The sequence below is a fragment of the Paenibacillus sp. NPDC093718 genome (assembly GCF_050279985.1).
Classification (GTDB): Bacteria; Bacillota; Bacilli; order Paenibacillales; family Paenibacillaceae; genus Paenibacillus_AQ.
Map to the genome: position 1 here is coordinate 209,980 of NZ_JBNNUS010000005.1, position 23,003 is coordinate 232,982.

Here is a 23,003-nt window from a genome sequence, read left to right on the forward strand (position 1 = left end):
GGTGACTATGATGTCTCAGCGCAGCGTAAAGCCTGTGCTTGAAAAAGTTCAGGATCAACTGAAGGTCCGCGTTTATGACCAGCGCAAAGCGATGGGGAAGGCGGCCGCCGCCGATATCCGCGGGGCCATGCAGCGCCTGCTGGACGAGAAAGAGCGCATTCGCATCGTCTTTGCGGCCGCCCCGTCCCAGAATGAGTGCCTGGAAGCGCTGGTGCAATCGGACGGATTGGACTGGAGCCGATTCACGGCTTTTCACATGGATGAATACATCGGCCTTCCCAAGTCGGCCCCGCAGCGGTTCGGGAACTTTTTATCCCAGCGGCTGTTTGATCGGGTATCTCCAGGAGAGGTGCATCTGATCGACGGTTTGAATGATCCTGAAGCGGAGTGCGACAGATATAGCGGATTGATTACCGCTGCGCCGATTGATATGGTGGTCCTGGGCATTGGCGAGAACGGGCATATCGCCTTCAACGATCCGCCCGTTGCCGATTTTGCGGATCCGTTATGGGTAAAGCGGGTGAAGCTGGACGAGGATTGTCGCCGACAGCAGGTGAATGACGGCTGTTTCGCGAGCTTGGAGGAGGTTCCGAAATACGCGCTTACGCTTACCATTCCGGCCTTAATGTCGGCTGCCCATCTGTTCTGCGTCGTTCCGGGCGCAAGCAAGCGAGCGGCGGTTCAAAGGACGCTGTACGGCGATATAAGCGAGGCCTGCCCGGCCAGCATTCTTCGGCGGCATTCGGATTGCACGTTGTACGTGGACCGGGAGTCTTATGGGGAAATCCGGAATGGATAGCCATGAACTTGTTCGTATGGGTCGCCATTACGGAACAGGGGAGCGAATAAGGCTAGAATGGGACTCTGGCGGCCGGATAGAACGGATACTTCCTCACGATGGTGAAGAGGAGACGTGGATCGCTCCCGGATTGATCGATCTTCAGATTAACGGCGGTTACGGACATGATTTCAATTCGCTGCCGCTCACAACGGATACGATCATTGGGGCAACCCGGCGCTTATGGGAGAAAGGCGTAACGCTGTACTACCCCACCGTCATTACCAACGGAGACGAAGAGATCGAGCAATTGCTGCGAGTTATCGACGCGGCTTGCCTGGAGGATGAAGCGGTCGGTTCGACCATAGGCGGGATTCATTTGGAAGGCCCTTTTCTTTCTCCGGAGGAAGGGCCAAGGGGAGCACATGATTCCCGGTACATCAAGGAGCCGGACTGGGCATTGTTCACGAGATGGCAGGCGGCATCGGGGAACCGGATTCGGATCGTCACCCTATCGCCGGAGTGGCCGAATGCCGCGAGTTTTATCCGGTCGTGCGTAGAGGCGGGGATTACGGTATCGATCGGGCACACTGCCGCGACGCCTGCGCAAATTCGGCAAGCCGTGGAAGCAGGAGCCACGATGTCCACCCATCTGGGTAATGGTGCACATCTGACGCTGCCGCGGCATCCGAATTATATATGGGAGCAGCTGGCGCAAGATCAGCTGTGGGCAGGCATAATTGCGGACGGGAACCATCTGCCGGATTCGGTCATCAAAGTGATGCTCCGCGCCAAGTCGTCCAAAGCGCTGCTCGTCAGCGATGCCGTCTATTTAAGCGGGATGCCGCCAGGAAAATACGAGACCCATATCGGCGGAAATGTTGTCTTAACGCCTGAAGGCCGATTGCATCTCGCCCGCAAGCCCGAGTTGTTGGCCGGCTCAGCCATGATGCTTGCCGATGCGGTTTGGCGGCTGGCTCAGTCGGAGCTGTGCACGTTTCCTGAAGCTTGGGACATGGCTTCCATGCGGCCCGCCGAGGCGATGGGGCAAGCGGAACCCTATGGCCTGAAGAGAGGAGCACAGGCCGACTTCGTAGTGCTGGAGAAGCGCAAGGGGTGCCTCCGCATAGTGGAGACCATCAAGGGAGGGCGTTCAGTTTACCAAGGGGATTGATAGATGTTAAAATATAGAAAACGTAACCAAAACCCAGATTGCGATCTGGGTTTTTCCTTATCACGGAACAGGAGGGAGAGGAGACATGCCATTGAAATGGAGAGTTCCCGTTGTACGGAAAATCTCAGCATGGACATTTGTGCTGCCTATCCTCTTATTCACTATAGAGATTCTGTTTATCCGCGACGGACACTGGTTTCACTTTTATGGACTTCTGTCCACTGTCGTTATTCCGCCATTTGGTATCGCGCTATCCATACGTTCCTATGGCGTAACCGATTCAGCCAAGGACCTGCTATTAATAACCTGCAATGCGCTTGCGCTATTCTCTTATTTTATCTACACCTTTTTAGGATATCTAATACTGGGTCCATAGGTTGTAACGATGCAGCTGCAGATTTCTTCGCTCTTTCATTTTATGTTAAAGACCACGTATAAAAAATCCCTTCTTGAGTTCAAGAAGGGATTTTTGCATTCATTTTTTATTCTTATGGGGAGTCTGAAATTAAACATATGGTTTTATTTCTTTTTGATAAAAGTCATATAATTGATTTACGGAAGAACTGGACAAGATCTGAGCGGCTCGTTCAATTCGCTCGCGTTCCCAATCGAACCATCGCATTTCCTTTAACTTCTCAATTTCTCCATCCGTAAAGCGTTTCTTAATCTCTTTAGCAGGGTTACCGCCTACGACCGTATAGGGCGGGACATCTTTTGCAACAACCGAACCAGCCGCCACAATAGCACCTTCGCCAATGGTCACACCTGGCATAATCATGGCGTTCATTCCAATCCAGGCATCACTTTCGATGATGGTATCGCCTTTTGGCGCGTAAGAAGTTTCAATCTGATCGACAAAAGGATACACGGTTATCCATTCAGGATGATGATTGTGATTTCCACCCATTAGTATAATAACACCACTTGCTATACATACGTAATTGCCAATAATCAACTTATCTATATGCCAACCATGGTCTTCGATGGGATTAAACAACCTTCGGGATTTCTCATCCCCCCAAAGGTATCTAACGCAACCATCTTCAAAATCATGATGATCGTAATAACCAGAGTAGTAAGAGTACTCTCCTACTGTAATCATTGGGTTAGTGACAATATCCTTCAAATACTTAATTTCGGACCAGTGTTCGAACCGATGTTGTTTCATTCTTTTACCTCGCTTCTAAGTAGAGTAGATCATTTTTACTTAGAAGCTTAATACAGTAGCGACATTCTTAAACCTTATCAAGCGACGAACCATCGTCCTCATCCTTTTCCTCAGTATTGGTGAGATTGTAACAAAAGGTTGATCTTTTCGTCAAACGTACAGCATTCCGATAAAGTAATCCGTACCCTTTGCCAAAAGGAGAGTTTGCTGCCCCTAACCATACTTCGCCATCATCTCCTTCAGAATTCCCTTCATGCGATCCACCAGCTCCTGCGGCTCCTTCGCGGTCGCTTCATTTCCTAAACCGATAAAAAATTTAGCAAAATACAAAAGCTCGCTGGCAGGGACGTTCTGATCAAGCCGTCCGCTTCCATCCGGCCGCTTAGCAATATGGGGGACAGGACATAATTCAGATTCACAGCGCTGAACGCCTTCCCGGCTCAGATCAACGACCATCCGAATATAGACGGATTTCTCCGTCCCGTATTCCCTCCAGTTCCCCAGATGGATATGGCGGTGATCCCGCGGCTCGATGCCGGTTGTATCACAGGCCACGGACTGCATGCGGTCGCAGCGAAACAGGCGGAAATCATCGCGCAAAAAACAATAAGCGGCACAATACCAGAAGCCGTTGCTTGCATAGATGCCCACGGGCTGGATGCTTCGCGCGGCATAGCCTTCCCTGCCCTCGTATAACACCGTAACGACCCGCTGGTCGACGGCGGCATCCAGCAGAACCCCGAGAGATTCAACCTTCTGCTGCCTTGTATGCGTCAGAAAATCCACCCGATTCTTCATCTGGTCAATCCGGTCGCGCACATCCCCGGGCATGTAATAATAAAATTTCTGTAGCGCGGTAGAGGACTCGGCTTCAAAGGGAAGAAATAAATAGTGACGCAGGGCGTGGCTGGCAAAAAACATCGCAACGGCTTCTTCCTCGCTGAAGGCGATCGGGGGGAGAATCCGTTCTTTGAGCACCTGGTATCCGCCGTGAGGTCCTACCTCGGAATAAAGGGGAACGCCGAGCTCGCTCAGCTCCTGCAGGTCCCGCAAGATCGTGCGAGAGGACACGCTGAATTGATCGGCCAATTCCCTTACCGTGAATTTTCGCATCCGGTTCACGGTCATCATCAGCTCCATGAGACGTTTGGATTTGGACATAAGATCAGCTCCGTATCTGTTTGATGACTATGACAATAGTTGTCACTATTATACGCTATACTGGCCGTAGAACCCAGAGACCCCTTATAACTAAAAAATGGAGTGATGAAACGTGAATCAATTGCATGAAATGAAACAGCTGTTGTTCGAGGAACTGGAGCTTATCGTTAGGACGAGTTCGAATCTGATCGGTAAAATTTCACCGGAGCATTGGGATTACAGGCCTGCCCACAATATGAGATCGCTTCAGGAACTCGTGCACCATTTGGTGTCGGTGCCTGCCACGGACCTGTTGATTCTGCAAGAGAAGAGCGAAGCGGAGATCCGGGAGCTGGAAGCTAGCATCGCCGCTGACGGCGTGGACAAGGACAAGCTGATATCCTGGATGACGAAGGGACTTGCGGATGTAAAGACATACATGGACGGACTGACAGATGAAGAATTTATGCAGAAGAAAACCAAACCCTTCTACTTGGAGCACGGTTCAACCCAAGCCAAGTGGCTGATTGAAATCGTCACGCATGCCCAGCATCATCGGGCGCAAATGTTCAATTACCTGAAAGCCCAGGGCTATGAAGTGAGTATGTTTGATTTATATTAAAGTTATAGCACGGATACCTAGTCCATAATGAAAGGAGAAGTAAAGATGCTGAAATTGTTTTTAACATCTTCGTTTAAAGATGTTGTTGATCTCTTTAGGGAATTCGTTGCGGATGATCTGAAAGGGAGGAGTATAACGTTTATTCCTACTGCGAGTATTCCAGAAGAAATCACCCACTATATTCATACAGCAAAAGAAGCATTCGAGAAGTTGGGAATCGTCGTTGAAGAGCTTGATATATCTGTAGCGCCATCGCAGGAAATCAAAGAAACGCTGGAACGAAATGATTATATTTACGTATCTGGTGGAAATACGTTCTACTTGTTACAAGAGCTGCGGAAATCAAAGGCAGACAAGATCATAACAGATCAAGTTCATTCGGGAAAATTGTATATTGGAGAATCAGCTGGATCCATAATAACATCTCCTAATATAGAGTATGTAAAATTTATGGATGATATTGGTAAAGCGACTACATTGAAGTCGTTTGAGGGTTTAAACTTCATAAATGTTTATCCTGTTCCGCATTATAACAACGAACCTTTTAAAGACGCAGCTACTGATTTAATGGCTCACTACGATTCTAAATTAAATCTTGTGCCTATTTCCAATACGCAGGTAATCCAAGTTGAAAATAATAAAATAGTGGTTCGTTAAATTGATGTTTGATTCGATGATTAAAGGGATGGCAACGGCCATCCCCAGGCTGTTGAGAAACCCCCTGTTTTTTGCAGGGGGTTAAAATTTGCCTTAATAGTCTCAAAACTAGGGGTCTCAGATCGTTTTAAATCGATTTTTGGTTTAAAAGATGAGCCTCCCCATATAAAAAATAAAGTGTCGAAAAGTCCTCTGGACTTTCTCGACACTCTGGGGATGGCAACGGCCATCCCTTTTTTTATCTTATACCATAAATATAAATTACCTTGAAAGTGACGCAGCGTCATCCTGTACAATGGCTTCAATGTTGAAAAGGGGTGGAAAAGTAATGAAACGATATGCACCAGCTGCACTCCTATGGATCCTCTGCAGTTCTTGCTCAGTGCATGCGGTTCGAGGGGCGAAGAAGAGGAAGAGGAGCAGCTCCAACGTGCAACGCTTGAGGAGGTTGAAGTGCTGGAGATCGACCATGGCAGCACCACTTTATTCGTGGAGACAGGGGAGGTGGAAGCATTGGAGGTTTCGCTGCTCCAAAGCGGCAGTTCCGCAGGCTCCGGTGCTGGCCTGCATGAGGTGAAGCTCAAAACCTCCTCGGGGGAACATCTCGATAAAATAACATGCTAGAAAATAAGAAAAAGAAGCATCCCCACACTGGTCCGCTCCAGAGTTCACAGTTTATGTGCTCTAGAAGCAGACGATCAGGGGATGCTTGGCATGTTAACCTATTAAACTCTTATATGACAATGAAAAATGATAGCACCTTATTCTTCGGCAGGCACTGAAGCCTTGGATGAAGTGGAGGATCTCATATATTGAGGTGGGTTTACGTCATCGATCAGCAGAATACCGTCGTATTGGTCACGGGCAATGAGACTTTCGGGGATCATGCCCCAGCTATAGGCAAAACGCGGCTCGAACATCCAGGAATTACCCGCCTCACGTTTTTGGTAACGCAGGTCAACGAAGGTATACGGCGAGCCTGCGGCCGACAGGATCGATTCGATGGATCCCGGCTCTGCCGGCAGAACGTCATGCACATTCCCCATGTTATCTGCTGTTTGTCCGCTGGCTGGATACAGGCCAAGCACGTAACTGTATTTTTTCATTTCATCCGAGAGTTTTTCTCCCATTAAAGTCACCGGATATGGCGAACCCATCACCTCGGTTTGGGCTTTGCGGATATGGTCGTTATGTCCCCAAACGATGAATTTCTCTGTCGGGTATACTTCGGTTGCCAGCCACATGAGATTGTCATGCATTGCCTGATCCCGCCATTCCATCGATTCCAGGAACGGGGCATAATCGCCGCTTTCCATGCCAAGAGTCGATTGAATGGAGAGCTCCACGTATTCCCGAGCTACCCGAATCCGGTCGTTCAAGCTTCTTTCAAGCAATATGGAAAGTTTGGGGTTATCCGGATAGAGCTGCTTCAAATGAGCTTCGTTTGCCTCCGTCTTTAAGGATTTTAGGGCGTCTTTATATACTTGAATCAGCTGCTTTTTCTCTTTGCGGTAAGCGTCAAGATCCGTACCAAGAGAGAATTCGGACAATTTCTTCTCAGCTTCCGCTAGGCGCTTAGCCATGGCCTGATCCTGCAGCCATTGTCCATCCAACAGCGGATGCTGCAGCTGCATGTCAAAACCGGTCAGCACGAGCGGCTGCTTGCTCTTTTGTGCTGTTTGTATGTATTCGAACAACGGCAATATCTCCTTGGACCACCAGACGCCAAAGATGGAATCCTTCATCGTTTGTTCCGCGCTCTGCTGTCCGGCCCGGCCGTAAGCCAAGGAGCTATTACCAAGACCGCTCTCAAAGGCCAGAACGTTGTACCCCATCTCCTGATGCAGGAACTGGATCAAACGGGTCTTAGCCAGATTGAACTCGGCAACGCCGTGGGAGCTCTCGCCGAGGAACACGAAACGTTTATCTTGCAGTAATGGTTTTAGCATAGCCAGATCCTTATATTGATTTGGACCGCCCGCCGTGTCGGTGGGTTGAATCGTGTCCAGTCGGTACGCATGGTCTTTGGCCCAATTCTCCCACTCGGCAATTTTTTCATCCGAAGTTCGGGCTGTTTTAACTTCTGTAACCTGGCCTTGGATGGAATCGGCGGTAGAAGCATATGCTTCTCCGTGAGGGATTAGGGAAGTTCCTACAATAGAAGCGGTGAGCAAAAACACGGTGAATGCTTTTCTAGCGTTATGTAGTGGCATAGAGGATCACTCCTTATAAGATGTTGTATGGTTTTTAAATTGAATGAACGGACGTGTAAAGATGCCCGCCACTATGTGCTTCGTGCTTTGAATGTGGGAATCACCTCCTTAACATAGTCGAGATTACGGCTCTATGGATCAATGCTGTTATGCGGTGGTGCTTCATCCTCTTCCCAGAACAGATCGTTCAAAGTACGCGATAATGCCTTGCATATGGCAACGCACAGACTGAGTGACGGATTATATTTCCCCAGCTCGATCAGGCCGATGGTCTGCCTGGAAACACCGACGATCTGGGCCAGTTCTTCCTGCGATAAATCCTTCTCGACGCGGGCCATCTTCAATTTGATGTTTTTCATGCGGCAGTCACCCTGTTATCCCTTTCTACGAGTCGAACGGATCGTTCTGCGACATTTTCTGGCTTACCTTGTTGGCACCGTAGTGGATCAACCAATTCCCCCCGACAAAGAGCGGGATGTAGATGATCAGTGAGACGAAGAAAACGCTAAAGAAATATTTGAGCTCGGTCGCACTGTTGTCATTGCCAAACAGAATCGCGCTGCGGATACCGAAAAAAAGAGCAAGCGCAACACCGATAACGAGCCCCCATATCGCCGTACGCATGCTGAACGAAATTTTGCTCCGCTGGTCATGGACCTCCACTTCATCGGAGTATATCCCCAGCGCCACGCTGCGTATCCCAAAATATAAGCTTCCTCCCAGCATGATCAGCATTTCCAGCCAGACGGACTCCGTTCGCGGGAGCACAAAAGATTTGATGATGACGGAAATGCTGCATATGATCATGATCAAGGTATACACCTCTTTATATAACTTGTTCTTTAGATTGACGATACGCTCATCCTCAGCCGTGCTCTTCTTAAACCAATTCAAGCTCATCATTCCTTCCTTTTGGTTAGAGATAGGTTCTTGAGATTTTCTGAATACCTGCATTGTAATAGTATTTACGTCTTTTTGCAATATATATATGTCATTTTGAATTTAATATTTGTCTTTTTAAGTGAGGAGGTGGATAGAGTCTCAAGCACTCATCATAGTCCATAGTGGGAGCTTATTCTTGATATATTTTGCTGAACCGGATGCTTACCTCGGAGGTTTACATTCTGTGCTCGCGTGTTAAAATTGGATTAGGGCATCTCTTGCCCGAATCGATATCAGGAGCGTGTTTTATAAAGTGATCCATTTCATTCGTTTACGTTAATGTGAGGTACAGATCAAAGTAGGCTCGGCCCATTTTTTTGACAACTGCGGCCGGAGTTTATTTTTCTGTGCCTTTTTCATTGCGATCAATCGAATGAAAGGGTGATTTTGCTGTGTCTAACAATGAAAAATTGTTAAAAAAAGCGCAAAAACTTTCGATACACGAGAAGATGTTTCAATGCCCGATTTGCGGCGGTGCCATAAAGGTAGAACGGATGGCCAGCCTGGAATGCGAGAATAGGCATTGCTATGATATATCCAGACAGGGATACGTAAACCTATTGAACCATTCATCCAAAACCAAATACGATAAGGCTTTGTTTGAGGCTCGAAAAACAATCAGCGGCAGCGGCTTCTTCGGCCCTATGGTAGAAGCGGTAACGAGTCGCCTGATCCAGGCAATGAAGTCCAGGGAATCCCGGAAGTCTGTAAGGCTGCTTGATGCAGGCTGCGGGGAGGGCTCCCATCTATCCGCCATTTTGCGTAAGCTTCGGGAGCAACGAATGGTGCCGGACGTTCTCGGTGTGGGTATGGATATTGCCAAAGAGGGCATCGTTATGGCCGCTAAGACATCCCCGGACCCTATATGGTGCGTGGCTGATTTGTCTCAGAGCCCGTTTGCCGACCAACAGTTTGATTACATTTTGAATATTCTGTCTCCTTCCAATTATTCGGAGTTCAGGCGGCTGCTAACGAGTGACGGAATGTTAGTGAAGGTAATCCCGGGGAGCATGTATTTGCAGGAGCTTCGCGCTTTGTTTTATACAGGTACAGGTAAAGAGACGTATTCCAATGACGGCACGATGGAGCTGTTCAGCCGTAACTTTGAACGGATCGAATTCGATGAGCTTCGGTATTGCGTCATTCTGGACTCCGATCAGATGAAGCAACTGATTCACATGACGCCGTTATCCTGGAGCATCTCACCTGAGGTTATTGAACGGATGCCAGATGGAGAGATGGAGGTAACCGCCGACTTCACACTTCTGTATGGTTGGATATGAGGGAAGTAATGTTCCCGTCTTAGATTTGCGTCATATTTTGCTAAAGTGATCCTGTTGGGAGATAATATGAGTTATCCACTTCAATATGAAAATAAAAGGTGGTTAACGATCGCATGACACTTCGATTGAATCCGTATCTCATTATGGACGGGAATGCTAAGGAAGCTATTCAATTCTAAGAAAAGGCGTTGGATGCCCAGGTGGTCATGGTTCAGACTTTCGGCGAAATGCCGGCGAACCCTGATTTTCCGCTGCCGGAGAGCGCGAAGGATCGCGTTTCCCACGCTTTGCTGAGGGTAGGAGAGACGGATCTGATGTTTTCGGATACGTTTCCCGGCCAACCGGTTGAATCGAGCAATCAGGTTCAGATCTGCATCATGACCGATGCACCCGAACACGCGAAGCGGTTCTATGAAGCGCTGCTTGAAGGTGGTCAGGTGGTTATGCCGCTGCAGGAGACGTTCTGGAGCCCGGCCTACGGGATCGTAACGGACAAATACGGCGTATACTGGAATATATCAACCGAAGTTGAAGAGCAGAAGTAGATTCTGCTCCTGTAGGTATAATAAAAAGGGCCCTGACGATTTGCCGTCAGGGCCCTTTTTCGGTTATAGCAAAATTCAGCATCCTAAATTACGCCCGCGTTCCATCCCACCACTTATAGTAGATATGGACATGCCCGGCGGGGCTTGCCACGAGCGGATCGATAATAAGTGTCTTCCCGCTCACCTTCAGCTCGATCACCTTCTTGTTCTTCTCGGCGGAGTCTATCTTCGCGAGGAAGGCGGAATCGACCTGGAAGCCATACAGCTGGAGGAGCTCGATCAGCATGCTGCGCTGCGTTTTATCGGCGGCATTGGACAGCGCGATTCCGCTGAACTGCATAATCTGCGGCTCGAATTGAACGGACACGGCGTAATCCGTCTCGCCGGTTTGCTTCGTGCTGGTCATCACAATTTTGTTCGCTCCGTCGTCATAGATGCGGTATCCGCTGTAATTCGAGAATACCTTCTGACGAATCACGAGATACATCTCGTCCCGATACACATCCCAAGGCGTTGGCAGCTTCGGAAGCATCGCCTCCGCACTTGGCACGGCGGGACGATCGTACAGGTTCGACATTCCTCGATCGGTCAGGTTTTTGATCAACTGAAGCACTTCGGCGCGCGTGATGGTGCCGCTTCCTACATACCCTTCAATCGTGTTTTCGCCCTTGATTCGGCCTTGTGCGTACTTTTTGCCCAAAACGTATTGAATCGCTTGATTTCCGTCGTAGTTCACGCCGTCGGCGCTGGATATCAGCTCGGCCACATGGGCCCGCGTTATGTATTGGCTGCGCTTGGATTTGTCTGCGAATCCGTGAACGGGATAGTTCTTGAAGTGCAGAAAATGATAATATTTATCCGACCATAGCTCGGTCAAATAGTTCTCCTGCAGGTCTTTGCCCGTGATGCCGACAACCAGCATGCGGATGAATTCGGCCTCGGTCACATTCTGGTTGGGCATGAACATCCCATTGGCATAACCGTTGACAATTCCCTTATCGACGCCCCATTCGATGGTCGTTTTTGCCCAGTGATTATCAATATCCCGAAACGTAACCCCGGCGGAAGCGCTGCCAGCCCCAACGAATAAGAAGGCAACCAGGAGTATAGGCGCACATAGTGCCCTGAACTTCAACATCTGCAATCCTCCATCTATAATTTGCTAAAATACTACAAAATACATTGTATAAGTGTGTTTTTCGACTGGTCAAGCGTCTGGAAGCGCTTCTGGTCAAAGATGGGCTGTTATAACTAGCTAACTAACTTAATCGATACTTAGCGACTACAGGACTAAGGGAGTGCATAAATCCTCCACTTTGAAATATGGAATTACGAAAGGTAGACATGTTTTTCGCGAAGGAGCTAGGGAATGGAGTACGCTATACCATGAAATAATAGAGCGCGGAACAAGCAAGCTGTAGTCTAAAAGTTAGGGGTTCGGAATTCCTATTGGAAGACAACATGCCATTAGGTGAAATATCCCTTATTGACTATTTATAAAAGAGGGGCGAAATTCGATGAGATTGGTGCGAAAATCCGTATTGACCCTATGCAGCCTTTTGCTTGCAGTCTCGGTCCTATTTCCGCAAACAACGGTTCACGCAGCGGATCAGAAATGGATGAATCAAGTATGGAGCGAGTATAAATCCTATAACAAGAAGACGGTAAATGCGTATAACAATTACCAGAAACAAGTAGACAAGAAATATAAGTTATTTTATGATGCAAGCCATGCGTCCCTGGATCAGCTGGAGAAAAAAGTACTGGAGGATCAAAAGCAGTGGGACGAGAAGCTTCAAGCAGATCTGGATCAGCTGAAGCAGAAGTATGAAGGAAACCGTGACTTAAAAGATAAGCTGACACAATATGAAGGCTCATCAATCCAAGTCATTTAAACAGTCCGATGTGGAAGTATGCGAAAGCCGCAGATCGGGATTATTTGAACAGTACCCTCTGGAAGCTGAGCAAAGCAATGAACGAGGATTATTTGAACAGCTTGATGTGGACATATAAGAAGACGATCACCCCGAGCTATTTGAACAGTTCCGCATGGAAATTCAGCAAAATGGTCAGTGAAAGCTATTTGAATAGCCCGATGTGGAAGCTTCGTAACGGATCCAGTAAGTCGTACCTGAACAGTCCGATGTGGAAGTACAAACAGGGGAAAATCAGCAAGGCAACAGCTAAGAGACAATACAGCAAGCTGTTTAAGGAACAGACAACCGCGATCTCCAAGGGCAATGCCGCAAGAAAATCCGAAATAACGAAAATGGCAAGCGGTACGCAGAAGAAGATAGGCGAGCTATACAAGGAAACCGTAAACACGCTTGAGACACGCCGCGAGGAGGCACTGAAGAGCATCTCCGACCTCCGGATCGAAATCACCGGAGAAGGCTTGCAGTGGGAAGCGCTGCTCGTGGAGAAACCATAATATCGTAATATTATCTCTTTACAAGAGAGGAGCTGTCCTGCTGGTCTGAACATGACCAGAGGACAGCTTTGTTTTTGTAAAAATGAAAACAAGAAAATGCAGGATATTCTTTGACTTTGACTGCTTTTTCAAATAATATTATGTCTGTAACCTAACAAAAACTAACATAAATAACATGAGAAATGAACGACAAATTCGCACTTAAGTAGGTAGATAATGATGAAAACGAAAGTGACGATTCAGGAAATTGCCGATTTTACCGGCGTGTCTAAATTCGCGGTATCCCGTGCTTTGTCGGGAAAGTCGGGCGTCAGTCCGCAGACCAGGGACATGATTCTGAAGGCAGCGGGGCAACTGGGGTACTTTAAGGATCAGCCGAACCAAGCCGCGGGGAAAAACCAGCAGCTTCAAGATCCGGAAAACAGAAAATGGGCGGGGGCGGTGCTTGTTCTGTTTCCGAATGTCCGTTATCAAAATCGGGAATCCCTTTATTGGGGACCGGTGTTTGACGGCATATCCGCTCGCTTGAACCAGAAGGGGTTGGACATTCTTACGCTGACGGAGCCATCGAATGACCATATGTTCACTCTGCTGAATCCCCAGGGCATTCTCGGGATTGTGACGGTGGGATCGGTATCCACCCAAAATTTAATGGACATCAAGAAGCTGAACATTCCCGTGGTCATGGTGGACCACATGGACCCGGCTTTTCAATCGGACACGGTGTTCACCGACAATATGCACAGCATGAAACAAATCATGACCAAGCTGATCAGCAGAGGTTATAAAAAGTATCAGTTCATCGGCAATATCGAAGATGCCCAGAGCTTTTATGAGCGCTGGATCGGCTTCTCGTCCGCGCTGGCCGATTACAAAATCGAACATCGTCAGCTGCCTTCCCTGATCAGCCCGGAGATTGAGAATATACACGTAGCGTTAGAAAAGGCCCTTGCCGGAAACGAGCTTCCGGAAGTGTTTGTTTGCGCCAACGATATCACCGCCATGTTTGCCATGGAAGCGCTCAGGAATCAGGGCATCGACGTACCGGGCCGCGTACAGGTGACCGGATTTGATAATACGTACGATAACCTGCCGATTATGGCAACCGTCAATATCGATAAGGAACTGCTCGGGATGCGTGCCGTCGATCAATTGCTCTGGCGGATATTGAACCCGGATTCCAATTACGAGCGGCTTCTAATTCAAGCGGATGTCATTGTTAGGGAGTTGAATAACGCAACACGCGATACGGATGAACCGTAAGCTGCATTGTCATATTCTCACGTTAGCCCCGATGTCTTCATGACATCGGGGCTTTTATATATTCATAACAAAAAAATAACAAAAACTATGATCATATAAAGGTCCGATTCGCTAGGTGGTTTCGAAATATATCGTTGATATATAAGGGGTTTTATCGAATAAAGCTGAGTTATGCAGATTCAAATTGTAATCGTTACCACTAAATATTTATATAATTTTAAATAATTTATTTAGGTTTATTGTTATTATTATCATAAAATATATTGACGAGATTACAATCAGAGTGTTATATTTTTTGGCAAACAGGGATAACGGATTGGGGGGGAGCCAAGGGGAGAACAACAGGGATGCCGGGAACGAGGAATCCAACATCATCTTGGGGGGACATACAGCATTTATACAGGGCGTTTAACAAATAGGGGAGGTTTTTAGCATGAGAAAAATGAAAGGGCTTTCTTTAATGCTTGTCTGTTTATTATTTTTGATTACAGCCTGCAGCGGCGGAGGGGCTAAACAAGCGGAAACACCGCCTACGGCTCCGGCTACCAGCACGGAAACCGCAACAGAGACTCCTAAAGAAGAACCCGCTGAACCTGAAGCAGAACCTGTTGACCTAGGCGGCCGCGTGATTAAGGTCGCTGCGTGGTGGGACTTGAAGCCGACCGGCGAAACAGCCGGTGAGAAAGCCCGACTGGAGAAGATTGCTGAAATCGAGAAGAAATACAATTGCAAAATTGAGTTCGTGAACGTACCCTTTGAGGAATATATGAATAAATTTACGACAAGCGTGCTGGCAGGCGAGCCGTTTGCCGATATCGTGCAGCTGGAATACAAATCGGCACTGCCTGCCATTATGAAAGGACAAATCCTGCCGATCAGCGAGTTTACGACGGATCAGAACAATATTAATAACGAAGCTGATCTGCAGACAAAATATCCTTCCATAGGCGGAGGGGAATACGGGTTTGATAATCCGACCTCCGTCGGACTGGGACTTCACTACAATCGCGATTTGTTTAAGAAGAACGGCCTCCCAGATCTTCAGGAGCTGTATGCCAAGGGAGAATGGAACTGGGATAAACTCATGGAGATTGCCAAGCAGGCAACCAAGGATACGAATAACGACGGGAAAACCGACGTATGGGGCTTCTCCGGTGGGGCGATTGATGCGGTTAAGCATTTCACCGCCGCTAACGGGGGCAAAATCGTAGATGATTCCAATGGCAAAGAGGGCTTGTCCGATCCCAAAACATTGGAAGCAGCCGAGTTCGTGAACAGCCTCTATAACGTGGAGAAGGTTGTAAAAGTGAAGAGCGGCAACAAAACGAACTGGGAAGAAAGGAACACCTTTAAAGACGGCGACGTGGCCATGTTTACGGCGGCGGAATGGATGCTCAAGGACATTACGTTCGAGGTTGGCGTTGTTCCGATTCCAAACGGTCCGCAGGGCTCGGCAGAAGCAACGTATGCTAATACCGGCGCGTCTGCAAAGTTCATTCCTAAAGGCGTGAAAGATCCGGCCATCGTCTATCAAATTTATGAAGAGACGTTTGATATACCGCCAACGGAGGAATATCCGGGTCAGGATTATCTGGAGAGCATCTATACCAATCAGGAAGACATCGATATGATTCGTGAACATATTGCAGGAACGGGCGTCATAACGGTTGACGAAGCGTACACGGATTATCCTACGAACGCTTTTATAGAGGATATAATTGTGAACAATCAATCGGTAACCGCAACGGCCGAGAAGTATAAGCAACAGGCACAGGCTGCTGTCGAAAAAATGGGCAAATAAGATGGACAGGGGGCGAACGCTGCAGCCCGCCCCCTTCTCCTGAATAGGGGGATGAACATTGATACTTCATGTGCAGCTGAAAAAATGGATTAGCAGACTCGTGATTCTTCTGGTGGTAATTGCCGCCTTGTTTCTGCTCTTCAATAGAGGAGGAAATGAACCCGGCGGAAGGGCGGAAGGCAGCCTGACTGAATTGTCAATGGAACGTCCCGCATCGCTGGTCAATCTCAGTAATCAGCCGGAAAAAAGCATTTCCTATGCCCAGTATTTGTCGGATCATGACGGAAAAAGTCGACCGGATCATGAAATCATCATTCCTGCCGCGGATTACAGCCGTATTGAGGGCGGGGATTTCCGCAAGCTGGAGGCCTATGAGGGTCGGCCTGGAACCTCGCTATTTACGGGGGAGAAGGGTGAGGTGGAATGGAAGGTTCGTGTAGAGGAAGAGGGACTGTACAATCTATCCTTGCTCTACTATCCAGTGGAAGGAAAGAGTTCCTCCATTGAACGCTCCATTCGCATCAACGGGAAGGTGCCTTTTCAGGAGGCCGCCTATTTGCAATTCGACCGGATCTGGGATAACGCCAAGGACAGCATTGATCAGGATAACCAGGGGAATGACCTGAGACCGAAGCAAATCGAACGTCCGGCTTGGGTCGAGACGGTGCTTAAGGATGCGGACGGATACATCACGGAGCCCTTTCTTTTTTACTTTGATAAAGGGGTGCATACCGTGTCCCTTACGGCAGCGCGGGAGCCGATGGTCATCGGGGAACTGAAGCTGTTCAAGCAGGAACGCCCGCTAGCGTATGCCGAGCTGCACCAGCAGTATGAGGCAGAAGGGATTCGAAAGACTGAAGGAACTTTGCTTACGATTCAGGGAGAGGACGCAGTTGCCAAATCATCACCAACCTTGTACCCGTTAAGCGAGCGCTCGAGTCCGAGCGTCAGTCCATACAGCGCATCACAGGTCCGGATCAATACCATTGGCGGTTTCAACTGGCGGCTGCCCGGACAGTGGATCGAATGGGAACTGGATGTACCCGAGAGCGGGCTCTACAAGATTGCATTCAAATCCCAGCAAAATTTTGTAAGGGGCATTTACTCCACGAGAAAGCTGACAATCGACGGCAAGGTTCCGTTTGAGGAAATGAACCACGTCGCTTTCCATTTTAAGAACGGATATCGCATGGACGTGCTTGGGGGCGATGAACCTTATCTGTTCCGGTTGGAGCAAGGGAAGCATGTGTTACGCCTCGAGGCGAGTCTGGGTGAATTCGCTCCGCTCATTCATGAGGTGGAGGACAGTCTGCTGAGCCTGAATGCCATGTACCGCAAAATATTGATGATTACCGGTACGAATCCGGATGAATTCCGGGATTACCGGGTGGAACAGCGGATACCGGAGCTGCTGGAAATCTTCCGGTACGAGAGCGACAGACTGAAAGCCATCGCGGCCCGATTAGTTGAGCTGTCCGGTCAATCCGGAGACCAGGAGGCATTGCTGAAGACGATGGCCGTTCAGTTGGATGAGATGATCGAGAAACCGGATACAATTCCGCGCAGGCTGGAGGCCTACAAGACGAATACCGGCGGACTCGGAACATGGCTGCATCAGGCTAGGGAGCAGCCGCTGGAGATCGATGCGTTGTATGTTGCATCCGCCGATGCCAAGCTGCCGAAGAGCGGAATGGGTGCCGGTGACAAGGTAATGCATGAGTTATCCACGTTCTTTAGCTCCTTCTTCATTGATTATAACAATATCGGTAACGTTACGGATGAGAAGAATCAGCGTTCGATTACCGTATGGATCGGTAGCGGGCGAGATCAAGCGAATACCGTCAAGGCGATGATTGACGAGACCTTTACGCCGGAAACCGGCATCAACGTCAATCTGAAGCTGGTGAATATGGGAACGCTGCTGCCTGCAACCTTGTCGGGGCAAGGGCCTGAGGTCGCGATGCAGATCGGCAATGACCTGCCCGTGAACTTCGCCATGCGGAATGCCGCAGCGGACCTGACGCAATTCAGCGATTTTGATTCGGTAGCGGAACGATTCAGGGACAGCGCCTTAGTGCCTTACCGGTACCGCAGCGGCGTATACGCACTGCCGGAGACGCAAACCTTCAACATGATGTTCTACCGGAAGGATGTGCTGGAGGAGCTTGGTCTTGAAATTCCGCACACTTGGGACGATGTGGCCAGTATGCTTGCCGTATTAAACAAAAATCATATGCAATTCGGCCTTCCCGTCGTTGCTCAAGCACCGGATCAGTGGACCACGCTGCCGCCGAATTCGTTGTATGCGGCACTTCTGATGCAATCCGGCGGTCAATTCTACCGCAACAACGATTCGGAATCGGATCTGGATTCCAAGATTGGGCTGGAAGCGTTTAAACAATGGACGGAATATTACACGGATTACAAGCTGGAGCGGGAGTACGATTTTGCCAACCGGTTCCGTACAGGGCAGATGCCGATCGGCATATCCGACTATACCACCTATAACCAGCTGTCGGTGTTCGCGCCGGAAATTCGCGGTGTATGGGGCTTCGCGCCGGTTCCGGGAACCGTTCAGGCGGACGGCACTATTGACCGTACCGTGCCGAGCGGAGGCAGCGCTGTTCTGATGCTGGACGATGCCAAGGATAAAGATGCGGCTTGGGAGTTCCTGAAGTGGTGGACCAGCGATGCTACGCAGACGAACTTTGGCCGCGAGATGGAAGGACTGATGGGAGCGGCAGCCCGTTATCCAACCGCCAACATCAAAGCGCTTGACAGTCTGCCATGGCCGGTAGCCGATTATGAGAATTTGAAATCCCAATTTGAATGGGTACAGGGAATTCCGGAGGTGCCGGGCGGTTATTCCACGGGCAGACATCTATTCAATGCGTTCTACCGTGCGGTGATCAGCGGCATCGAGCCGCGGGAGGCATTGATGGATTCCGTTCAGTACATTCACGACGAAATCCGGACCAAGCAAGAAGAATTCGGCGAGCCGCAGGAATAGGGGGAATCCAAATTGCATAATGCCAGCCTTCAGGATCCTGAGGTTACGATGTCTGCAGCTATCCGCCCCGTTAAGCCGCAATCCTGGTGGAAGCGGAAGCTGGCGGAGATGAAGGCCAGCAAGCATTCCTATATTTTGCTTGCGCCTTACATGATCCTGTTCACGCTGTTTACCGTTTTTCCGGTCGTCATTTCGATGATTCTCAGCTTTACTTACTTCAACATGCTGGAGTTTCCGCGGTTTGTCGGCTGGGATAATTATACGCGCCTGTTCCTGGAGGATGATATCTTCCTGGTAGCGCTGAAGAATACGCTTCTCTTCGCCGCCATAACAGGACCCATCAGTTATTTGGCCTGCTTCCTGTTTGCTTGGGTCATCAATGAGCTGGGTCCGCGGCTGCGGGCATTTATGACCCTGATCTTCTACGCGCCGTCGATCTCCGGGAACATTTACTTCATATGGCTGATGATCTTCTCGGGTGACCGGTACGGGATAGCGAACGGCATGCTGATCAAGCTGGGCATCATTCTGGAGCCGATCCAATGGCTGAAAACAGAGGCCTTGATCATGCCGATTATCATTCTGGTCCAGCTGTGGCTCAGCCTTGGAACAGGCTTCTTGGCTTTCATCGCAGGTCTTCAGACCGTTGATAAAACGCTCTATGAAGCAGGTGCAGTTGACGGGGTACGCAACCGATGGCAGGAGCTGTGGTACATTACGCTGCCTTCGATGCGGCCGCAGCTCATGTTCGGTGCGGTCATCCAGCTTACGACTTCGTTTGCCGTGGCCGACGTATCGATTGCGCTTGCCGGTTTCCCGAGCGTAAACTACGCGGCGGAAACCATCGTGACACATCTCATTGATTTCGGCACGACGCGCTTCGAGATGGGCTTTGCTTCCGCGATTGCAACTGTGCTGTTCATCCTGATGGTGGGAACCAACTTGATCGTCCAAAAATTGCTGCGCAAGGTAGGTGAGTAGACGCATGAGAGCTACATACGAACTTCCGAAAAAACGGGGCGGCCGCTTGCTGAACATAAGGCTGAACGCTCGCAGCAAACGGGTAAACCGGTCTTTCATGGGCACCTTCTCCCTGTTTGCACTGCTGGCGGTGTTCGGCGCTTTCATGGCACTCCCCTTGGTGTACGCCATCAACAATGCGTTCAAGCCGCTGGACGAGATTTTCCTGTTCCCGCCGACGCTGTTTGTCCGCAATCCCACGTGGAATAACTTTTCCGATTTGATCAATCTGCTCGGTCAATCCTGGGTACCGTTCTCGCGGTACATCTTCAATACCGTCTTCATTACCGGCGTCGGCATTGTGGGCCACGTGATCTTTGCGTCCGCCGCGGCTTATCCGCTGGCCAAGCACAAGTTTCCGGGCAAGGTTTTCCTGTTCCAAATCGTGGTGTTGTCCCTGATGTTTACGCCGGTCGTTACGGCAACGCCGAACTATATGATTCTGTCGTGGCTTGGCTTGATCGACACTTACTGGGCCGTCATTATACCGGCATTCGGTTATTCGCTCGGCCTATACCTGATGAAGCAGTTCATGGAGCAAATTCCGGATGCTTTACTTGAAGCGGCCAAGATCGACGGAGCCAGCGACTACCGGATTTTCTGGTCCATCGTGATGCCAAACGTGAAACCGGCGTGGCTTACGCTGATCATACTGCTGTTCCAGATCCTGTGGGGGACCGACGGCAACGGCTTTATTTATAGCGAGCAGCTTAAGACCCTGCACTATGCATCCAATCAGATCATTCTGGGCGGCATTTCCCGGGCCGGCGCAGGCGCAGCTGTGGCAGTCATCCTGATGAGTGTGCCGATTGTTCTCTTTCTGTTCTCGCAGAGCCGGATTATCGAGACGATGGCCACATCCGGGATGAAGGATTAGGGGGGATCATATGTCAGCGAAAAAATGGTTGCTATCTCTCGCGGCGGTCTCCCTGCTGCTAACCGGCCTGGTGCCGGGGAGCGTCTCCGCTAGTGCTCCGTATGAGAGCTATATCTACAACTATTGGGAAGAAACCGTTGCCGTGCCTGCGGCCTATATGCCGGTGCGCTCCGTCACGGGGAAGGACCTGGGCATCGGAGAGTTTCAGGACCCCAGCGATATGCATGTGTCAGGGGCCGGAAATATCTATGTGCTGGACAGCGGCAACAAGCGAATTGTTTGCCTGGACGAAACGTGGAACGTGATCCGGGTGATTGATTCTTTTAATAATGAAGGAAAAGAGGACGGCTTTGCCAATCCTTCCGGCATTTTCATTGACGGCGACGAGCAAATCTATGTTGCGGATACGGAGAATCAGCGGGTTGTCGTGCTGACGGCGGAAGGGTCGCTTGTGCGAATCATTGAGCAGCCGGAGTCGGATGTTCTGCCTCAAGGCTTTCAATTCATCCCGCTAAAGGTGACGGTCGATGAAGCCAAACGGATATTCGTTGTGGCCCGCGGCGTTTACGAAGGCATTATGCAGTTTGAGGAGGACGGCGCCTTTCTCGGCTTCGTCGGAACGATTAAGGTGAAACGCGATTATGGGGATTATTTCTGGCGGTTAGTATCAACAAAAGCCCAGAAAGCCCAGATGAGACTGTTCATTCCGACTGAATTCTCCAATCTGGATATTGACGGCAAAGGGTTTGTCTATGCCACGAATATCGATGTCGGATCCAAAGAACCGATTAAACGTCTCAATCCGTCAGGTGAGGATGTGCTGAAACGCTTTGGCTACTTTCCGGTTGCCGGGGATATTTATTATCGGACAACGGTAGGCCCTTCCAAGTTCGTTGATATTAAAGTGCTTGGCGACGGGATATACAGCGCACTGGATTCTACCCAGGGACGCGTATTCACTTATGACGAGACCGGGAATCTGTTGTACGTCTACGGCGGTATCGGGAATCAGATGGGGGTGTTTAAGACACCGGTGGCGATTGAACAGCTTGGAGATCATCCGCTTGTCCTGGACCGGGGAAAGGCAGCCATCGTCATGTTCGAGCCGACGGAGTTCGGGAAGCAGGTTAACCTTGCTGTCCGCCATCATTACAGGGGGGAAGATGCGGAGGCAGAAAGGTACTGGGAGCGCGTGCTTCAGCTCAATGCCAACTATGATATTGCTTATATCGGCATCGGAAAAGCGAAGCTCATGAAGGGGGAGAACAAGGAAGCCCTTCGATATTTTGAGCTGGGCATGGACCGCAAGAATTATTCCGTTGCCTATAAACGATATCGCAGAGAGGTTATGAAGGAGCATTTCGGCACCTTTTTATCGGCTGGAACCGGGGTAGTGCTGCTCTACGCGGTCTATAGAACGGTAAGATACCGAAAGCAGAGGAGGGCAGAGCATGAAGCAGGATTATCTTAAATTCCCCCTTCATTTGATCGTTCATCCCTTCGACGGGTATTGGGACCTGAAGTATGAGAACAGGGGACGGCTCGGAGTTGCTTATTCCGTACTGCTGTTGGTGGTTATAGCCATGATTTTGCAGCGGCAGTATGCGGGATTTCTTGTCAATTACAATGATCCGAGGACGCTGAGCAGCATCGACGAACTGATTTATATCGTGCTCCCGTTCTTCCTGTGGTGTGTGTCCAACTGGTCGGTCACCACGCTCATGGGCGGGGAAGGGAAGTTTAAAGAAATCGTCATGGCAAGTGCCTATGCCTTGATTCCGATGGTCCTGATTTACCCGCCCATGACGCTGGCGAGCCGTTACATGGTCCAGGAAGAGACCGTGTTCTACTATCTGCTTACGACGGTCGCTGCGATCTGGTTTATCGGGCTGCTCTTTGTCGGCACGATGACGGTTCATCAGTACTCGGCTAGCAAAACGATCGTAACGATTTTTCTGAGTCTGATCGTGATGGGCATTATCGTATTTCTGGGCACGCTGGTTCTGAGCATGATGCAGCAGATTTACACGTTCGTTGTGAACGTTTACCGAGAGATCATATTCAGGCAATAGAGGAGGC

Annotated in this window: 22 protein-coding genes and 1 pseudogene; 17 read left to right on the top strand and 6 right to left on the bottom strand. The window is 49.5% G+C overall.

Annotation, left to right across the window (positions count from 1 at the left end; genetic code table 11):
• Positions 1-10 precede the first annotated feature (10 nt).
• The 3 genes from ACQKPA_RS16740 (at position 11) to ACQKPA_RS16750 (ending at position 2,328) form a co-directional block, all read left to right on the top strand.
• Positions 11-799 carry a glucosamine-6-phosphate deaminase gene (locus ACQKPA_RS16740; RefSeq protein WP_427493991.1) on the top strand — a complete coding sequence of 263 codons (789 nt, stop codon included), beginning with the start codon at positions 11-13 and terminating at the stop codon, positions 797-799.
• Positions 792-1,952: an N-acetylglucosamine-6-phosphate deacetylase gene (locus ACQKPA_RS16745; RefSeq protein ID WP_427493723.1), complete on the top strand. Its 1,161-nt coding sequence runs from the start codon at positions 792-794 to the stop codon at positions 1,950-1,952. Before ACQKPA_RS16740 ends, ACQKPA_RS16745 begins: the two co-directional genes overlap by 8 nt.
• Before the next feature lie 85 nt (positions 1,953-2,037).
• Positions 2,038-2,328 (top strand): hypothetical protein, encoded by a 291-nt coding sequence (locus tag ACQKPA_RS16750; protein WP_427493724.1) that lies wholly within the window; start codon positions 2,038-2,040, stop codon positions 2,326-2,328.
• A gap of 129 nt (positions 2,329-2,457) precedes the next feature.
• On the opposite strand, the gene ACQKPA_RS16755 is transcribed toward ACQKPA_RS16750, so the two are convergent.
• Together ACQKPA_RS16755 and ACQKPA_RS16760 are read right to left on the bottom strand one after the other, a co-directional pair.
• The gene (locus ACQKPA_RS16755) at positions 2,458-3,120 is read right to left on the bottom strand and encodes a CatB-related O-acetyltransferase (RefSeq protein WP_427493725.1); all 663 of its coding nucleotides are present in this window, start codon (positions 3,118-3,120) and stop codon (positions 2,458-2,460) included.
• 213 nt (positions 3,121-3,333) lie between these two features.
• Positions 3,334-4,281, bottom strand: a complete 948-nt coding sequence (locus ACQKPA_RS16760; protein ID WP_427493726.1) for a helix-turn-helix transcriptional regulator — start codon at positions 4,279-4,281, stop codon at positions 3,334-3,336.
• A gap of 112 nt (positions 4,282-4,393) precedes the next feature.
• Between ACQKPA_RS16760 and ACQKPA_RS16765 the strand changes: the two genes are divergently transcribed.
• The 3 genes from ACQKPA_RS16765 (at position 4,394) to ACQKPA_RS16775 (ending at position 6,163) form a co-directional block, all read left to right on the top strand.
• Positions 4,394-4,882, top strand: a complete 489-nt coding sequence (locus ACQKPA_RS16765) for a DinB family protein (RefSeq protein WP_427493727.1) — start codon at positions 4,394-4,396, stop codon at positions 4,880-4,882.
• Between the two features lie 45 nt (positions 4,883-4,927).
• The gene (locus ACQKPA_RS16770) at positions 4,928-5,539 is read left to right on the top strand and encodes a Type 1 glutamine amidotransferase-like domain-containing protein (protein ID WP_427493728.1); all 612 of its coding nucleotides are present in this window, start codon (positions 4,928-4,930) and stop codon (positions 5,537-5,539) included.
• Between the two features lie 357 nt (positions 5,540-5,896).
• The gene (locus ACQKPA_RS16775; RefSeq protein WP_427493729.1) at positions 5,897-6,163 is read left to right on the top strand and encodes a hypothetical protein; all 267 of its coding nucleotides are present in this window, start codon (positions 5,897-5,899) and stop codon (positions 6,161-6,163) included.
• Positions 6,164-6,300: 137 nt separating this feature from the next.
• On the opposite strand, the gene ACQKPA_RS16780 is transcribed toward ACQKPA_RS16775, so the two are convergent.
• From ACQKPA_RS16780 to ACQKPA_RS16790, 3 genes are all read right to left on the bottom strand, one after another.
• Positions 6,301-7,752, bottom strand: a complete 1,452-nt coding sequence (locus tag ACQKPA_RS16780; RefSeq protein ID WP_427493730.1) for an erythromycin esterase family protein — start codon at positions 7,750-7,752, stop codon at positions 6,301-6,303.
• A gap of 131 nt (positions 7,753-7,883) precedes the next feature.
• Positions 7,884-8,111 carry a helix-turn-helix transcriptional regulator gene (locus ACQKPA_RS16785; protein ID WP_427493731.1) on the bottom strand — a complete coding sequence of 76 codons (228 nt, stop codon included), beginning with the start codon at positions 8,109-8,111 and terminating at the stop codon, positions 7,884-7,886.
• A 25-nt stretch (positions 8,112-8,136) separates the two neighbouring features.
• A complete protein-coding gene (locus ACQKPA_RS16790; RefSeq protein ID WP_427493992.1) occupies positions 8,137-8,652 on the bottom strand; it encodes a DUF6773 family protein in 516 nt (171 codons plus the stop codon).
• A 434-nt stretch (positions 8,653-9,086) separates the two neighbouring features.
• Here ACQKPA_RS16790 and ACQKPA_RS16795 point away from each other — a divergent pair, with 434 nt between their 5' ends.
• Together ACQKPA_RS16795 and ACQKPA_RS16800 are read left to right on the top strand one after the other, a co-directional pair.
• Positions 9,087-9,977: a putative RNA methyltransferase gene (locus ACQKPA_RS16795; protein WP_427493732.1), complete on the top strand. Its 891-nt coding sequence runs from the start codon at positions 9,087-9,089 to the stop codon at positions 9,975-9,977.
• A gap of 113 nt (positions 9,978-10,090) precedes the next feature.
• Positions 10,091-10,522 (top strand): annotated as a pseudogene (locus ACQKPA_RS16800) (VOC family protein).
• 88 nt (positions 10,523-10,610) lie between these two features.
• Here ACQKPA_RS16800 and ACQKPA_RS16805 read toward each other — a convergent pair.
• A complete protein-coding gene (locus ACQKPA_RS16805) occupies positions 10,611-11,660 on the bottom strand; it encodes an S-layer homology domain-containing protein (RefSeq protein ID WP_427493733.1) in 1,050 nt (349 codons plus the stop codon).
• Positions 11,661-12,039: 379 nt separating this feature from the next.
• On the opposite strand from ACQKPA_RS16805, the gene ACQKPA_RS16810 reads away from it, so the two are divergent.
• The 9 genes from ACQKPA_RS16810 (at position 12,040) to ACQKPA_RS16850 (ending at position 22,996) form a co-directional block, all read left to right on the top strand.
• Entirely contained in the window at positions 12,040-12,417 is a 378-nt protein-coding gene (locus tag ACQKPA_RS16810; protein WP_427493734.1) for a hypothetical protein, read from the top strand.
• Between the two features lie 77 nt (positions 12,418-12,494).
• Entirely contained in the window at positions 12,495-12,953 is a 459-nt protein-coding gene (locus tag ACQKPA_RS16815; RefSeq protein ID WP_427493735.1) for a hypothetical protein, read from the top strand.
• A 219-nt stretch (positions 12,954-13,172) separates the two neighbouring features.
• Positions 13,173-14,216 carry a LacI family DNA-binding transcriptional regulator gene (locus tag ACQKPA_RS16820; protein WP_427493993.1) on the top strand — a complete coding sequence of 348 codons (1,044 nt, stop codon included), beginning with the start codon at positions 13,173-13,175 and terminating at the stop codon, positions 14,214-14,216.
• Between the two features lie 433 nt (positions 14,217-14,649).
• Positions 14,650-16,017 carry an ABC transporter substrate-binding protein gene (locus ACQKPA_RS16825; protein WP_427493736.1) on the top strand — a complete coding sequence of 456 codons (1,368 nt, stop codon included), beginning with the start codon at positions 14,650-14,652 and terminating at the stop codon, positions 16,015-16,017.
• A 58-nt stretch (positions 16,018-16,075) separates the two neighbouring features.
• Positions 16,076-19,027: an extracellular solute-binding protein gene (locus ACQKPA_RS16830; RefSeq protein WP_427493737.1), complete on the top strand. Its 2,952-nt coding sequence runs from the start codon at positions 16,076-16,078 to the stop codon at positions 19,025-19,027.
• A 12-nt stretch (positions 19,028-19,039) separates the two neighbouring features.
• Positions 19,040-20,008 carry a carbohydrate ABC transporter permease gene (locus tag ACQKPA_RS16835; RefSeq protein ID WP_427493738.1) on the top strand — a complete coding sequence of 323 codons (969 nt, stop codon included), beginning with the start codon at positions 19,040-19,042 and terminating at the stop codon, positions 20,006-20,008.
• A gap of 4 nt (positions 20,009-20,012) precedes the next feature.
• Entirely contained in the window at positions 20,013-20,924 is a 912-nt protein-coding gene (locus ACQKPA_RS16840) for a carbohydrate ABC transporter permease (protein WP_427493739.1), read from the top strand.
• A gap of 10 nt (positions 20,925-20,934) precedes the next feature.
• The gene (locus tag ACQKPA_RS16845; RefSeq protein ID WP_427493740.1) at positions 20,935-22,395 is read left to right on the top strand and encodes a gluconolactonase; all 1,461 of its coding nucleotides are present in this window, start codon (positions 20,935-20,937) and stop codon (positions 22,393-22,395) included.
• Positions 22,376-22,996 carry a YIP1 family protein gene (locus tag ACQKPA_RS16850; protein ID WP_427493741.1) on the top strand — a complete coding sequence of 207 codons (621 nt, stop codon included), beginning with the start codon at positions 22,376-22,378 and terminating at the stop codon, positions 22,994-22,996. The genes ACQKPA_RS16845 and ACQKPA_RS16850 overlap by 20 nt, the downstream gene beginning before the upstream one ends.
• Positions 22,997-23,003 lie beyond the last annotated feature (7 nt).